The sequence below is a fragment of the Bulleidia extructa W1219 genome (assembly GCF_000177375.1).
Lineage (GTDB): Bacteria > Bacillota_I > Bacilli_A > Erysipelotrichales > Erysipelotrichaceae > Bulleidia > Bulleidia extructa.
In genome coordinates this window covers 100602-115697 of sequence record NZ_ADFR01000003.1, presented here as the reverse complement: position 1 = coordinate 115697, position 15096 = coordinate 100602, and the positions used below count along the sequence as shown (strand labels likewise).

The window sequence follows — 15096 nt, the reverse complement described above, 5'->3', positions numbered from 1 at the left end:
AATGGGGTTTCCCATTTTCTTTTTATTGATCTAATCGAATATGATTAATATCCAAATGATAAATCACATCTTTTCTTTCGACAACCACCTGAATTTTTTGGCGAATATTTTCCGTCATTTGAATGCGGTGAATCAATTCTCTAGTTGGGTTGATACAAGTTGGATGACCTGTTTCATCAAACATCGCAAAATCACCATTGGTATCTCCATATGAATAGCAAGCCTCCAGATCCAAATCATATTGTTCAGCTAATTGATGAATGGCTTTTCGTTTACTCTCGGCATCCCACATCGGAATCACTTCCCCTGTATAATAACCTCTTTGATCCACTTGATAGATAGTTCCACGCCAGTCATCAAATTCATATTTTTCCGCCATTTTCTTTACTAAAGCATCGGGCGAACCGGAAATCGCAATAATCTTATGGCCTAATTTCTTATGACGGCGAATTTCATCACGAGTAAATTGGTACACTCTTTCCCCTTTTTGTTGAATCACCCGATCCGCAATTAATGTAATATGCTCAGAGGATATGCCAACAGATACTTCTTTAAAAATAGCGACCATTTTTTGCAAATAATCATCGTAGTCACCTTGTCTTCTATCCCAAGCTGAATAAGCCGGTTGGACTTCATCACGCCAGCGATCAGCTTCAATAATTTCATGCGTCACCAGTTTCTTAAAGACCTCTGTAATTAACCCTTCTCGATAAATAGTTCCATCAATGTCAAAAAAAGCAGCGATTTGGCTCATAGATACCTCCTTGTTTTTTGCATTATACCATTAAATAGGAATTGAAATGAAATGAAATCAATTGTAGAATATGACCGTACACAGTGATGGAGAAGGCCTTAAAGCAGAACCTTTCAGCGAGTCTATGATGGTGGAAGTTAGACAAGGGGAGTTTTATGTGTTAAAGACTCCGGAGTGAACCGGTGAAACACGATACTTTTGACTAAATAGGCGGATTCATTCCGTAAATTAGGGTTGGTACCACGAATAAGCTCTTCGTCCCTAAACGAGGAGCTTTTGTTGTTTTAAGGAGGTTTTATGGCAAACAATCAACAACCAGAATTACCATTAAATGACCAAATGCAAGCGCGTCTAGATAAAATGAACGCTTTAGTCGAACAAGGCATTGCGCCTTTTGGTCAAGGTTTTCATCAAGAATCCCATGCTCAAGACATTAAGGATTTATATGGTTCCAAAACCAAAGAAGAATTGGAAGAAAAAAAAGTTGAAACAACCGTAGCCGGTCGTATCATGATGAAACGCAGAATGGGTAAAATGGGGTTCATCTCTTTATTAGATAAGACAGGGCGGATTCAAATCGTTATGAATCAACGCATTATTGGTGAAGAAATCTATGAATTATTCAAAAAAAGTGATCTAGGCGATATCATCGGTGTCAAAGGTACCATCATGAAAACACAAACCGGTGAACTATCCATTGAAGCTCATGAATACACTCATTTAACCAAAGCTCTTCGACCTTTGCCGGATAAATTTCATGGTCTACAAGATAAGGAAGAAAGATACCGTCGTCGTTATTTAGATTTGATCACCAATGATGAATCAAGAAAAGTAGCGATTTTAAGACCGAAGATCATTTCCGCCATTCGTCATTACATGGATTCCCAAGGGTATATTGAAGTAGAAACCCCTGTTTTACAACCACTATTAACAGGTGCCTCTGCCCGCCCTTTTATCACTCATCACAATGCCCTTGATCGTGATTTCTATTTGCGTATTGCCACAGAATTACCGTTAAAAAGGTTAATCGTTGGCGGATTGGAACGGGTATATGAAATTGGTCGTATTTTCCGTAATGAAGGAATGGACTTAAAACATAATCCTGAATTTACCACCATGGAAGCGTATTGCGCTTATTCCGATATGCAAGGCATGATGGATTTGACAGAAGGTCTTTATGAAACGGTAGCGATGGAAGTCTTCGGTAAGACCGATTTTGAGTTCATGGGGAAAACCATTTCCTTGAAGGCTCCATTTAAGAAGTGGAACATGGTTGATGCTGTCAAAGAATGCACCGGTATTGATTTTTGGAAAGAAATGTCTGTTGAAGAAGCTCTTCAATTAGCCAAAGAACATCACATCGAAGTAGAAGAACACCAAAAGAGTGTTGGTCATATCATCAGCTTATTCTTTGAAGCATTCTGTGAAAATAAGATTGAACAACCAACCTTTATTTGGGGACACCCGATTGAAGTTTCCCCATTAGCCAAAAAAGGTAAAGATCCTCGTTTTACAGAACGTTTTGAATTAAGCATCATGGGAATTGAAATGAACAATGCTTTCTCGGAATTAAATGATCCAATTGATCAAAAACAACGTTTCTTAGATCAATTAGCTGCCAAGGAAGCAGGAGATGAAGAAGCTTCGGAAATGGATCAAGATTATGTTGAAGCTTTGGAATATGGCCTTCCACCAACCGGCGGTATCGGCTTTGGGATTGATCGTTTTGTCATGTTACTAACGGGAAATGACTCCATTCGTGATGTTCTTTTATTCCCGACCATGAAACCTTTAGGATCCGAAGGAAAGAAGTTAGCCAATTCCAAAGAAAACGAAGAATTCTCGATATCCAATGAAAAAATTGATTTTTCCAATGTCCAGATCGAACCTCTTTTTAAAGAAGAAGTGGATTTTGATACCTTCTCCAAGTCAGATTTTAGAGCCGTTAAAGTAAAAGCCTGTGAAACTGTCCCTAAATCCAATAAACTCTTAAAGTTTACTTTAGACGATGGAAGTGGAGAAGATCGTATTATTTTATCCGGTATCCGTATGTACTATGATCCGGAAGAATTAATTGGCAAAACTTTAATTGCGATTACCAATCTTCCTAGTCGTAAAATGATGGGTATTGAGTCTTGCGGAATGATTCTCTCTGCTTTGCACATGGAAAATAACGAAGAAGTACTCCATGTCTTAATGGTGGATCATCATATCCCTGCCGGAGCAAAGTTATATTAAACTAAATTATAACTTCAAAAAGTGGGCAATTGAATAGAAGAAATGTGCTAAAAAACAATCATACTTATCTATAACATTGTCATCGCTGTTGATAAGGATGATGAAATCTTAGAAACAGATCATGTGATGATAGTCAGTAAAACCACTGTTGATATTGAAGATTATCCCGGTTTTAACTGACTTTTCATTTGTCTTTCTCGTTCATGCCATATTATAATTGCCCTAGATATATTGTGTAAGTTAAACACTAGATAGGAGATCATATAATGCCATGTACAACTCTTTTAGTTGGTAAAAAAGCCAGCTATGATGGATCTACTTTCATCGCTCGTAATGAAGATTCCCCTTCTGGAGAATTCACAGCCAAAAAATTTGTGGTCATTCATCCAGAAGAACAGCCAAGAAAATACAAATCAGTTCTATCTCATGTGGAGATTGAATTACCGGATAATCCTATGCGCTATACCGCTATGCCGGATGCCTTAGGAAAAATTGGCATTTGGGCAGCAGCCGGTGTTAACGCTGAAAATGTCGCCATGACAGCTACTGAAACCATTACTTCTAATGAGCTTGTTTTATCTGCAGATCCTCTTGTCGAATATAAAGAAGCAACCCAAGATCATCCGGAAGTCATTGGTGGAATTGGAGAAGAAGATATCGTCACTTTAACACTTCCCTATATTCATTCCGCTCGAGAAGGTGTATTGCGTTTAGGTTCTTTATTGGAAACTTATGGAACTTACGAAATGAATGGGATTGCCTTTCAAGATATAGATGAAATCTGGTGGTTAGAAACCATTGGCGGTCACCATTGGATGGCTATTCGTGTTCCGGATGATCAATATGTGGTCATGCCAAACCAATTGGGAATTGACCATTTTGACTTTGAAGATGCTTATGGAGCTCAAAAGAATTATCTATGTTCATCCGATTTAAAAGACTTCGTCACAAATCATTTCTTAGACCTATCTCTGGATGGAAACTTTAATCCAAGATGGGCCTTTGGGTCTCATTCTGATGCGGATCATGTTTACAACACTCCAAGGGCTTGGATGATGTTGAAGTATTTCAATCCAACCACTTATAAATGGGAAGGAGAACATGCGGATTACACACCAGAAATGGATAATCTACCTTTTTCTTTGAAACCGGAAAGGAAAATCACGATTGAAGATGTGAAATATTCTCTTTCCTATCACTATCAAGGTACCGATTTTGATCCTTACAACCAACACGCTGATCCACGATTAAGGGGGAAATATCGTCCCATCGGCATTAATCGAAATAACTTTTTATCTTGTACTCAGATTCGTCCTTATATGCCGAAAGAAAATCGCTCTTTAGAATGGATTTGTTATGGATCCAATGTTTTCAATGCCTTTGTACCTTTCTATACCAATATTGAAAAAACGCCTGACTATTTAGCTAATACCACAGCTGAAGTCACCACCGAAAACTTCTATTGGGTCAATCGTATCATTGGTGCTTTAAGTGATGCTCATTTTGCGGAAACAGCTAATCATATCGAACGCTATCAAAATAGCGTCCAATCCAAAGGACATTTCTTGATTCATCAAACTGATCAGCAATATTTATCTGAAAAGAAAGTGGAATTATTACAAGAAGCGAATGAAATCATCGCTGAAATGGTTAAAAAAGAGACTAATTTTACATTAGATAAAGTTTTATATACAGCCAGTTGCTTAATGAAAAACGGCTTTTCCAGATCTGATGCTTAAATTATTTTTAAAATATCATCACTGGTTCACATATGAAAAAGAAAAGGATTATTCCTTTTCTTTTTAAGATAACGAAAAATGAACACGACGATATCTCCTTTGATACCGCCGCTTTTCGTAAGCTATGACCTAATTTGAACTTCCGCTTTTTCATTCATAAAATGAAACCGGCGGCTTGCTCTTGCTTCTTAAAAAACTCTTCATAAAAATCACAAATTCAATCTTTTATTCAATTCTCAAAATATTGATATCGTGCATTCCGGTACTGAGAAGCACGCTGTGATTTTCTACAGAATGAAACCCTCCGGCTTTTGCTGCATCAGCAATCTGACCTTTTATTACACCCATAGGCATTCCTTGTAAATTAAATGCCATATAGCCTAAAATCATGTCCCATGGTCCGGAATAATCCGGTTCAATTCCTTCATTTAAACATACAACTACACCACCGGGATTTAATGCTTTTTTAACTTTGCAAAGAAATTTGCACCGCCTGCAATGGCGAATAACATAATGGATGAGCAGATGATTAGATCATATCCGCTGCCAATATCATCGTTTATAAAGTCTCCGGTTTTGACTGAAACGCTGTCTTGCATATCGGAAAGCGCCACACTTTCTTCGATAAGTGGCTGCATATCCGATCTGTCAAAAAGAACGCCCGTACGATTGCTTACGTCCTGTATAACTGCAATTCCAAGACAACCTGCACCGCAGCCCAAATCCAATATTTTGTGAATAGATTTATACTCAGGAAGGAATCGAAGAATTTCTAACAGTTCATATTGACGTATCCCTGATTGAGCATCACGCATCGCATCGCCATAAGATGCAAAATCCATAGACTGCTGTGTCTGTTCCTGCGGTTTAGGACCTTCTTTCACTTGCTGTGCTACGTTTCCAAGGCTCATTCCTTGATTATTGCAGAAAAATGCTAACATACTTCCCATATATGCAGGCTTCCCCTTAACAAGATATTTTGAAGTTTCCGGCATATTACAAAATGTATCTCCTTTTCGCTCAAGATAACCAAGACTGTACAAACCTTTCAAAAGATTGAAGGTGTTGCCTTCATTCCAGTTCATTTTTTTAGATAGCTCTTTTGTGGTAATAGGCTTTTCTAAATTAGAAAAGACATCTAATTCGATGGCACCCTGTATCAGTTGCTGATAAGCGGTGAGATACGGTAGTGCTGTAAGTTGTTCATAAATATTTGCTTTGTTAATCATAGTAATTTATCCTTTCTTTAATTTATAATTGCTTATGGCATAATTTTTCCATTTTATGTTTAGTGAATATCAGTTTTATCGATAAATTTCAGATTGTGGGTTTTCAAGCTCTGCAAAACCATTCGAAAGTCTCTTTCGTGCAACTTCAATATATGGATGTATAACGGCTTTTACAGGACATTGATGATAACACTCGGCACATAAAATACAATGCTTAGGTTCACGAACCATTTGTATGGTGTTATCAATATATGCAAACATATTGACAGGACAAGCTGCAACACATCGTTTACAACCAATGCATTTTTCTGTATTGATTGTAACTTTCTTATATTTTCCATGAATTTTTTCTTGGCTGAAAATGCGGAACATAATGCGTTTCATAAACGGTGCATATGCAAATTTCTTTCTTACATTGACCACAGCTATCTTGTCATTTACAACCTTTTCTGTTATTTTTGCCGCTTCTGCAAGGATTTGATCCTCAACTTTTCCCGGCAGATTTGGATTGATCCGTTTTTTGAAAGTTGCTGTCAAAGTATGCTCCGCAGCAATCTTAATGCCCATAATCGGAATATATCCTCTGCCATTAAGCGCTTTACCCATTTCTTCCAGTGCAACACTGCTGTGCACTCCCCCATAGGTCACAAGTGGAATCGCAGGAATCTGTTTTTCCTTTTCCCGAGGAAGTGCCCGTATTGTCCTGAGCATATTTTGCTCACAATGTCCGGCATATACCGGAGCACAGGGAATTAACAAATGATGTTCTCCAAGATCATTAACCAGTGTTTTTGTAATTGTGAAGTCCTGAATATACTTATCGTTTTTTGTGATATTGATCATATGACAGGAAATTCCATTATTTTCAAGCAAATGCATGAATTTTTGTGCCGCAATGAGTGTATGTCCTGATGGACTAAATACAATAAAAACGACTTTCATTGCTTATCACTTTCCTTCCGTTTATCATCAAAACAATAATAACTGCCGTTTCCATACTCCCAGCTTCCACCCCCTGCTCCTAATTCAAAATGTAATTTAGCAATTCCAAGATCAATCATCGCAGTTTCTGTCGGCACTGTAATGGAAGCAGTTACCTGTCCATCTTTATATTTGAATACAAAGGGGCGTAAATTTCTTGCAGTAGGGGCAAGATAAACGGCATCCATACCATGGTTAAACCACTCCGGCAAAGGCGCTTCTGTTTCTATTAAAGCTTCCTTAGCTTTACTCTGCCTGTTCATACCATATTCCATCATTCGTTCTTTAAGTGAATGTTTTTCATCTGAATATCCGATTGCTATCACACAGTCTAATGTGTCGTTCGCTCTACACAATGTCGTCGCTGCTTTTTTGTCATAACTGGTTCCTACCCAACAACTAGATAATCCCATTGCGGTCGCTTCAAGAATTATTTTTTCACCATAACGACCCACTTTCTCCATACGGTCAGGAAGATCTTTGTTGCCAATCATAGCAATGTAGTTCTGAACACCTACAAATAAACCATAGCTTTTTCGGAATCCGTTAAAAAGTTCCGCTCCGCTTCCAATGACTAATTTTATATTAAGTCCGGATTCTTTGTTGAACAAAGCAATGATATCTTCAAGCTGTTTCACATACTTGGAATCAATAGGTCTATTTGTATACTTTCTGCGGGAGCATCTTTTTTTCATAGCGGAAAGATATTCTTCGATTTTCATTTTTACCTCCTCACGCAAAAATTTTGCAAACTTATTTTGCCTAATATATAATTAAATTAGTCGAATCTAACCTATTTTTTATATTATTTATTCATATCTTTAGCGTCAATGAAAGATGACAATAATTAGCTATTAGCATAAACTATTTATCGAATGGAGAAAATATAACTTTATGAGCGGGCAATTAGAAAAAATGTACAAGGATATTTTTGCGGACAGAGGCGTTATTCCGTGTGAACCCTTGCCCGGGTTTAATCCGAACGGCAAATTTTATAAAATGAATCCTGAGCTTGGAAAGGGACACTGCTGGGTATATCAATGTAACCCATACGTGACTATCACCATTATGAATCAGATTCACTACGAAGATACCTGTTGCGCTTTTGAACAGCCGGAATATATTTGCGTCGGTTATTTTTACTCTGTTTCCGGCGAAATACTGACACCATACCGCCGTTTGACATCCGGAGCAATCCAGGCATATGTAGGGAAAAAGAGTGAATATCGTATGATACTTCACAAAAAAATTCCTATAGACAGTGTAAGCATTACCTTTATGCCGGAATACTATAAGAAATATTTAAGCGAACAATACCCGGACCTTTATGAAAATCCTTCAGAAGCATTCGCACAGATAGACGGCTATCCCGATTTTCCTGAACTGGTCACGGTTTTCAACCAAATTAAAAGCTATATGGGTGACGGTATATCTGCAAAGTTGTTTTATGAAAGCAAAGTGAATGAAGCGCTTTCCATAATTCTTGAAAAAGCAAAAAAACGGAATAAAGAACATATTAGACATAGATTTTTAATACCCGATGATGATTTGGATGCCGTTGTATCTGTGGCTAATTATATTAACGACCATTATGCCGCGGATATCAGGATCGATTTTCTTGCACAAATTGCATGCATGAGCCAAGCTAAGCTGAAATATATATTCAAGGATGTATATCGGATGAGCATTCAGCAATATATTGTTACACGTCGTATTACACATGCTGAACATCTCCTTAGAGATACAGTACTTCCGGTATCTCAAATTGCCGAAATGGTCGGTTATAAACATATAAGCAGTCTGTCTGATATGTTTAGACAGCATACAGGAATGAAGCCTACCGAATACAGGGAAAAAATGCAGATGATAATAAATAAGTGATTAGGTTATTTTATGATATGAGTAACCAATGATAATGGGTAGATATCGCCTAAACAAAAGAGATAAAAAGACGAAGAAACAGACATCTAATGTGTCAAATACTAATTGAACAGATCTTACAAAATAAACGTTGCTGTTATATAAATTGAAGCGTTTTTCTTTGCAATCTTTGGCAAAAAGTGAATTTCCGTTGTTGTAGAGATTAAGGGATAAGTGGAATAGCAAGCATAGGAAAGGGGTACCCTTTCCATAAAAAATCTCTATTTCCCGAAGTTCCGGTGATAAAGATTTTGCTTGCTGGGAAGTCTCCCAAACCCTCTATGAACGCAGAAAGGAAATTCACCGCCCTCAAAAAGCCCTGTATTACAAGCCTGTATATGCCTCTATTTCGTAACATGGGTATGAAAAAAACGGTGTCCTTATGCTTTCTTTACAGAAGTGAAAGAACACCTCTTTTACGATTTCCTATTTAATTTTGATCCCTGCAATATACCTTTCTTATCTGTGGTAGAATACTTTTATCTGCAAGAGTTTTTACAGAACATCAAGGCTTTTCCCTCAAAAGTAGTAAATTGGTAGTAAATTCAACTTATTCTCTTGTAAATTCCCTTGTATTTCAAGGGGTTTGAGGGTTAATTATTAAAGTCTAAAGCAAAAAAGTCAATGGCTTCTTGAAAAATAGTACTATCACTTGGATACGTTAAGATATTTTCTACCTCTTCTTGCGTAAGCCAATACACTTCACAAACTTCTTCTAACTGAGGCTTTAAATCTCCATTCAACGCTTTCGCTACGAAAAAAATAACTTTCTTCCAAACACTTGGCATAACCAAATAGTGATGACCCCTTCGAAAACCCGGAAGCAACTGTATTTTCACATTTGTTTCTTCGAAGACTTCTCTTTTAGCCGTCATGAATTCATCTTGCCCTTGTTCCATATGCCCTTTTGGAAATGTCCAATGACCCTGAACTTGATGAATGACCAAAAACCTTCTTTGTTTCAAATCGTCTCGATAGACAATCGCTCCACAAGAGATTTCTTTTTTCATGTTATTTCAATCGAATCGTTAAATAAGTTGTTCCGAAGCGCTGATCAGCTAACTCATCAAAAAAATTTTCAACTTCTCGTTCACCAAAGGTAGCTAATAATTCCTCGTAAGAAATTTCTTTTAATTTTGTCAAAAAATAAATAGGACTTAAAATTTCAATAGTTTGAAATAATTTATGATCATCTTCAACAATAATGGCCTTTTGGTCATCATCTACATTTTGATTATAACAAGCTAAAAGATCCTTTACTAACATTCCCATACCCCTTTTCTTTTTTCATTATAGCATTTTCATTCTAATCGGTTCAAAAAGACTACATCAACCTCTTCTGATAGCCCCCACTAATATCCAATACATTCGTTGTGATTACAAAAGCGTTAGGATCTAAATTTCGAATATCCTTTTTAACATCATTGACTTCTGATTTATCCACAATGGTCACCAGTACTTCTGTTTGTTGATTAGTATAGGCTCCTTTACCATCCCAATAAGTGACTCCTCGTCTATATTCTTTCATGATTTTTTCTTTAACTTCCGGATGATGAGTGAAAATCATCAGTTTGATTTCAATGTTTTGAAAGTGCCAACGATCAATTGTCAAAGAAAAAACAACTATATAAATAATCGAATACAACGCTGTTGCAACGTCAAACAACATCGCCATAATAGCGTATAAAATCATATTATAAAAAGTATTAAATTTACCAACTGAAAAGATTTTATTTTTTGAACTCATATATAAGCCCAATAAATCTAATCCACCAGCACTGGCTCCATTGCTTAAAATCAAACCACAGCCAGCACCACCTAAAACACCAGCCATCACAATACTAGCCAATTTATCATCTAAAACAGGCTCTTTGGTAAGGATAAAGTATGTAAATATCAAAGTTTGCACAGCAATGGATAAGATGGTACCAAACACCATTCTTTTTTTCATTGTTTTATAGGCTAATAATAGTAAAGGTATATTAAACAGTAAATTGATGATACCGGCTAAATCTACACCGGTTAATTTGGGGAACATTAAAGTTCTTACCATCTGTGCTGTCCCGGGCACACCACCAGAATAAAGTGCCAAGGGTAATAAAAAATAATTAACTGAAAACGCATATAAAATAGAACCTACAACAATTAAAATAATATTTTTAATCGTCACTTTTTTAGGTTTGACAAAGACCATATCAGACATATATCAATCCTCTATTCCTAGTTAATAATAGTGAATATTAGAACCCGTTTCAAGTGGGAGGAAAGCGTTTTTCACTTCTTTTTAGATCGTAACAAAAGTTCATGTAGACATTATAAAAAGAATTCAGTATTCTGAACTCTTCCTATAATTTTCTTTATTTTGATCAAAGAGATATCGCATTCCTCGGTAAGCTAAATCACCATCATATTCATCAATCTCTTCTAATTCCTTCGCCATCACTTTGCCAAGACCACCGGTAGCGATCACATAAGCCGTTTCATCATTTAACTCTTTTTTAGCTGTGCGGATGATTTCCTTCACTGCACCAAGATAACCATACACAATTCCCGCCTGCATACCGGTAACGGTACTGGTTCCTAAAATAGATGAAGGTTTCTTAATTTCAATTTCCGGTAATTGAGCGGTTTGATTCGTTAAAGCATTGGCTGAAATGCCTAATCCGGGTTGAATGATGACATATTTAAAATCCCCTTTGGCATCCACATAGTCATAGGTGGTTGCTGTTCCAAAATCCACTACAAGTCCTCCTTCAGGATGAAAATGATGGATATAAGCACAATTCACAATACGATCTGCACCTACTTGATCAGCGTATGGTGTCACCAATTGAAAATTGAGTTTCATCTTATAGTCCACCATCATCGTATTGCAATGAAGGTATTTCTTAAAAGCAGAAGTCAAAGAATAATTCAGCTTCGGAACCACTGAAGATAAAATAACCCCTTCTAAATCTTCCACTTTCACCTTCGCTTGATTCATCAAATTCATTAAAAAGAACCCATATTCGTCCGATGTTCTAGGCGTTTTTGACATCAAGCGAAAACGATCCACAATTACCTCATCTCGCATTAAGGCAATCGCAATATTTGTATTTCCCACATCCACGCATACCAGCATCTTCTTAATCTCCTTTATTGATTTGATCAAAGATCTTTTCTGCCAATTCCTTTTTTGTCAATAAACCAAAATCGGTTTGACCATTTTTGGATAACAGATAGCCATGATTGGTATCCCCTTGAAAACCCGAACCAAGCTCATGAATGGAATTTGCAATTAAGTAATCACACTTCTTTTTTATCAATTTTTCCTGAGCATTCTTTAACAAGTTTTCCGTTTCCATCGCAAAACCGATCAGAATTTGATGTTCTTTCTTTCGAGTACCTAGAGTGGCTAAAATATCCATTGTCCTCTCCAAAGACAATGCCCAACCGGAATCTTGTTTTTAATTTTTTCCTTATAGATATTCACTGGTCGATAATCCGCTACCGCAGCTGCCATAATGGTGATATCTGCTTGTTCAAAATGAGAAAGCATCGATACTTCCATTTCTTTTGCAGATTGAACCGAAATTACTTCAATATCTTTAGGACAAGCTAAACTCACACATCCACTCACCAGATAGACCCTAGCTCCTCGATTTCTCGCTTCCTTAGCCAAAGCATACCCCATCTTTCCAGAAGAATGGTTCGTTAAATATCGAACAGGATCTAGTGCTTCTTGAGTCGGCCCGGCACTAATCAAAACCGTTTTTCCAAGTAAATCTTTCTTAGTGGTTAATAAGCGTTCTATCTCTTCCACAATCAATTCTATTTCCGGAAATTTTCCTTTTCCGACATCTCCACATGCCAACAAGCCGGTTTCACTTTCCATCACTGAAATTCCATAAGCTTCCAATGTTTTTAAATTATGTTGAGTGATTGGATTTTCAAGCATATGACTATTCATCGCCGGCACAAGTAGTTTAGGGCAAGTCGCTGCTAAAAAGCTACTCGTCAACATATTATCTGCCATTCCATACGTTATTTTCGATATTGTATTAGCACTGGCCGGAGCTACTACAAATAAATCTGCCCACTTTGCCAACTCAATATGACGAACAAAAGGGGTTTCTTCATTGACGAAGACATCTGTATACACTTTTCTCTTTGATAACGTTTCAAAGGTTAAAGGAGAAATAAATTCACAAGCTGATTTTGTCATCAAAACTTGCACTTCATAGCCTTGTTTGCTTAAACTAGAAACAAGGAAGGCAGATTTATAGGCTGCAATACCGCCTGTCACTGCAATCACAATGTGTTTATTTGTCATAAAACACCTCACTTTCGGATATTATAACACGCTAAAAAGGAGAGCCTTTATGAAAAAGTATTTAGTCGCATCCGATATTCATGGATCTTTTTATGCTACCAAGAAAATCATTGAAGCTTATGAATTTCACCAAGCAGATGGTCTTTTACTGTTAGGAGATCTTCTTTATCATGGACCTCGTAATGCTTTACCAATGGATTATCAACCAAAAGAAGTAGCGAAATTACTCAATACCTACCAAACCAAAATCATTTGTGTTCGAGGCAATTGCGATGGAGAAGTGGATCAAATGGTTTTAGATTTTCCTATCACTTCGGATTATTCTTTTTATCAAATCGGCACTTTACGTTGTTTTTTAAGTCATGGTCATATTTATGAGCCTAAAGTCTATTCTTTCTTAAAAAAAGACGATATTTTTCTTTCCGGACATACCCATATTCCAACCGCTTCGTTTCAAGATGGTATTTACTTTCTAAATCCCGGTAGCGTTTCTATTCCGAAAGCCAATCATAAAGCCAGTTATGCGATATTATCAGAAAAAGATTTTCAAACCTATACTTTAGATCATCAGCCATATTCCATTTCTTGTCTTTTCAAAACTGAGTCATCTACTGTTTTCATTAAAAAAGAGCCGAAGCTCTTATAATTTATCACAATCCACTAAAACATAGGCTTTTTCATCTGAAATCATCATCGCCAATCGTTGTACAAATGCCTCTGCTTGTTCTTGATTTTTAAAGACACGGATCGGCTCTACACCATTATACATATCAAAACTAACATCATAAGAACCATCATCTTCATACACACGACTAACAATCACTGCCTTAAGTTGATCACTGTTATAATAAGTAATTTCTTTTTCTCTGACCACTTTCAGTAACATAAACCATCTCCCTTTTTCTTAAGTATAGTCTATTTTTATAAAAATCCAAAATGTTCTAATGCTTTGGTAACACCTTCTTCATCCACGTTTGCTGTCACATAATCCGCTACCGATTTAACTTCTTCGCTTGCATTACCCATGGCAATTCCCAATTCTGCTTTTTGAATCATGGTTTTATCATTTCCACCATCTCCAAAACAAATCCAGTCCTTCGAAAAGCCAAGTAATTCAACGGCTTTTTCAATTCCTTCTGACTTCCCACCTTCCTTGGGAATCATATCTGCAAATGTCTCTGTCCATCTTTGCGATTTCAAAGCAGGAACAGCCTTTAAAAAAAGAGAATCCTGTTCTTTTGGAATGTAAGGGCATATTTGATAAATAGGTTTTTCTAAAATTTCATCTAAACTTTTTGGCTCATAGAAATAGGTGGCAGGAAGCCTTTTTTTAAATTGATCCATCACGTCTTTGTTTCGACAAACATGAAAGGATTGATCCTTTGCAAAATAAGCACAAAAAGCCTCTGTTTTCGCCATATAGTCAAAAGCCTTTTTCACACTGTTTTTCGAGATCGGCAATTCATAAATACACTCTTTTTTCTCATTCAAAACATATTGACCATTCATTAAAACATATCCGTCCCATGGAAAACTCATTAAAGAAGAATCCAATGTCGGCAGTTGAATCGGTGGTCGTCCACTTGCTAAAGCTAAGCGAAATCCCTTTTCTTTCAAGCAATATAATGATTGTAAAGTTTGTTTAGATATACGATGTGTTTGAAAAGATAATAAAGTGCCATCTATATCAAAAAAAATGGTTTTCATAACCTTATTTTAACAAAAAGAAATCTACAGTGAATCGTTCTTTCAGAAATTTTTCTAACAAAGAATTGCTCTGATTATCGTAATACCGATAGTTCGACCCTCTTTACTTTTAGTTTAAACACCTAGCATCTATTTTTAAAAGTTCAGGTAAAATTCACATAACCTTCATTTATTTCACACACCCTATCGGTATAGTATAGGTGTCAGTTAATGATA

17 protein-coding genes are annotated in these 15096 nt (G+C 36.6%); 4 read left to right on the top strand and 13 right to left on the bottom strand.

Annotation, left to right across the window (positions count from 1 at the left end; genetic code table 11):
- Nucleotides 1-22 precede the first annotated feature (22 nt).
- On the bottom strand, nt 23-754 hold the full coding sequence (locus HMPREF9013_RS03045; RefSeq protein WP_006626906.1) for an HAD family hydrolase: 732 nt from the start codon (nt 752-754) through the stop codon (nt 23-25).
- Between the two features lie 297 nt (nt 755-1051).
- Here HMPREF9013_RS03045 and lysS point away from each other — a divergent pair, with 297 nt between their 5' ends.
- Together lysS and HMPREF9013_RS03035 are read left to right on the top strand one after the other, a co-directional pair.
- Nucleotides 1052-2992 carry a lysine--tRNA ligase gene (lysS, locus tag HMPREF9013_RS03040; RefSeq protein ID WP_006626905.1) on the top strand — a complete coding sequence of 647 codons (1941 nt, stop codon included), beginning with the start codon at nt 1052-1054 and terminating at the stop codon, nt 2990-2992.
- A 266-nt stretch (nt 2993-3258) separates the two neighbouring features.
- On the top strand, nt 3259-4731 hold the full coding sequence (locus tag HMPREF9013_RS03035) for a C69 family dipeptidase (protein WP_006626904.1): 1473 nt from the start codon (nt 3259-3261) through the stop codon (nt 4729-4731).
- Nucleotides 4732-4956: 225 nt separating this feature from the next.
- On the opposite strand, the gene HMPREF9013_RS07535 is transcribed toward HMPREF9013_RS03035, so the two are convergent.
- The 4 genes from HMPREF9013_RS07535 to HMPREF9013_RS03020 all read right to left on the bottom strand — a co-directional run bounded on the left by HMPREF9013_RS07535 (nt 4957) and on the right by HMPREF9013_RS03020 (nt 7663).
- Entirely contained in the window at nt 4957-5106 is a 150-nt protein-coding gene (locus HMPREF9013_RS07535) for a hypothetical protein (RefSeq protein WP_198002118.1), read from the bottom strand.
- Between the two features lie 80 nt (nt 5107-5186).
- The gene (locus tag HMPREF9013_RS03030; RefSeq protein WP_006626902.1) at nt 5187-5960 is read right to left on the bottom strand and encodes a methyltransferase; all 774 of its coding nucleotides are present in this window, start codon (nt 5958-5960) and stop codon (nt 5187-5189) included.
- A gap of 75 nt (nt 5961-6035) precedes the next feature.
- Nucleotides 6036-6902: a 4Fe-4S dicluster domain-containing protein gene (locus tag HMPREF9013_RS03025; protein WP_006626901.1), complete on the bottom strand. Its 867-nt coding sequence runs from the start codon at nt 6900-6902 to the stop codon at nt 6036-6038.
- A complete protein-coding gene (locus HMPREF9013_RS03020; protein ID WP_006626900.1) occupies nt 6899-7663 on the bottom strand; it encodes a nitroreductase family protein in 765 nt (254 codons plus the stop codon). Before HMPREF9013_RS03020 ends, HMPREF9013_RS03025 begins: the two co-directional genes overlap by 4 nt.
- 172 nt (nt 7664-7835) lie before the next feature.
- Here HMPREF9013_RS03020 and HMPREF9013_RS03015 point away from each other — a divergent pair, with 172 nt between their 5' ends.
- Complete coding sequence (locus HMPREF9013_RS03015) at nt 7836-8822, top strand: helix-turn-helix domain-containing protein (RefSeq protein ID WP_006626899.1); 987 nt, start codon at nt 7836-7838, stop codon at nt 8820-8822.
- Nucleotides 8823-9454: 632 nt separating this feature from the next.
- Here HMPREF9013_RS03015 and HMPREF9013_RS03010 read toward each other — a convergent pair.
- The 6 genes from HMPREF9013_RS03010 to coaBC all read right to left on the bottom strand — a co-directional run bounded on the left by HMPREF9013_RS03010 (nt 9455) and on the right by coaBC (nt 13173).
- Nucleotides 9455-9871: a bis(5'-nucleosyl)-tetraphosphatase gene (locus HMPREF9013_RS03010; RefSeq protein ID WP_006626897.1), complete on the bottom strand. Its 417-nt coding sequence runs from the start codon at nt 9869-9871 to the stop codon at nt 9455-9457.
- A 1-nt stretch (nt 9872) separates the two neighbouring features.
- Nucleotides 9873-10133, bottom strand: a complete 261-nt coding sequence (locus HMPREF9013_RS03005) for a hypothetical protein (protein ID WP_040333373.1) — start codon at nt 10131-10133, stop codon at nt 9873-9875.
- A 52-nt stretch (nt 10134-10185) separates the two neighbouring features.
- The gene (locus tag HMPREF9013_RS03000; RefSeq protein ID WP_006626895.1) at nt 10186-11064 is read right to left on the bottom strand and encodes a YitT family protein; all 879 of its coding nucleotides are present in this window, start codon (nt 11062-11064) and stop codon (nt 10186-10188) included.
- 123 nt (nt 11065-11187) lie between these two features.
- The gene (locus HMPREF9013_RS02995) at nt 11188-11982 is read right to left on the bottom strand and encodes a type III pantothenate kinase (RefSeq protein WP_006626894.1); all 795 of its coding nucleotides are present in this window, start codon (nt 11980-11982) and stop codon (nt 11188-11190) included.
- Between the two features lie 4 nt (nt 11983-11986).
- The gene (locus HMPREF9013_RS07655) at nt 11987-12268 is read right to left on the bottom strand and encodes a phosphopantothenoylcysteine decarboxylase domain-containing protein (RefSeq protein WP_006626893.1); all 282 of its coding nucleotides are present in this window, start codon (nt 12266-12268) and stop codon (nt 11987-11989) included.
- Nucleotides 12256-13173 (bottom strand): bifunctional phosphopantothenoylcysteine decarboxylase/phosphopantothenate--cysteine ligase CoaBC, encoded by a 918-nt coding sequence (gene coaBC / locus HMPREF9013_RS02990; protein WP_006626892.1) that lies wholly within the window; start codon nt 13171-13173, stop codon nt 12256-12258. The genes HMPREF9013_RS07655 and coaBC overlap by 13 nt, the downstream gene beginning before the upstream one ends.
- A gap of 49 nt (nt 13174-13222) precedes the next feature.
- Here coaBC and yfcE point away from each other — a divergent pair, with 49 nt between their 5' ends.
- Nucleotides 13223-13819: a phosphodiesterase gene (yfcE, locus tag HMPREF9013_RS02985; RefSeq protein WP_006626891.1), complete on the top strand. Its 597-nt coding sequence runs from the start codon at nt 13223-13225 to the stop codon at nt 13817-13819.
- Here the strand turns inward: yfcE and HMPREF9013_RS02980 are convergent.
- Together HMPREF9013_RS02980 and HMPREF9013_RS02975 are read right to left on the bottom strand one after the other, a co-directional pair.
- On the bottom strand, nt 13814-14059 hold the full coding sequence (locus tag HMPREF9013_RS02980) for a hypothetical protein (protein WP_006626890.1): 246 nt from the start codon (nt 14057-14059) through the stop codon (nt 13814-13816). The genes yfcE and HMPREF9013_RS02980 overlap by 6 nt on opposite strands.
- A 35-nt stretch (nt 14060-14094) precedes the next feature.
- Complete coding sequence (locus tag HMPREF9013_RS02975; RefSeq protein WP_006626889.1) at nt 14095-14880, bottom strand: Cof-type HAD-IIB family hydrolase; 786 nt, start codon at nt 14878-14880, stop codon at nt 14095-14097.
- Nucleotides 14881-15096: the final 216 nt, after the last annotated feature.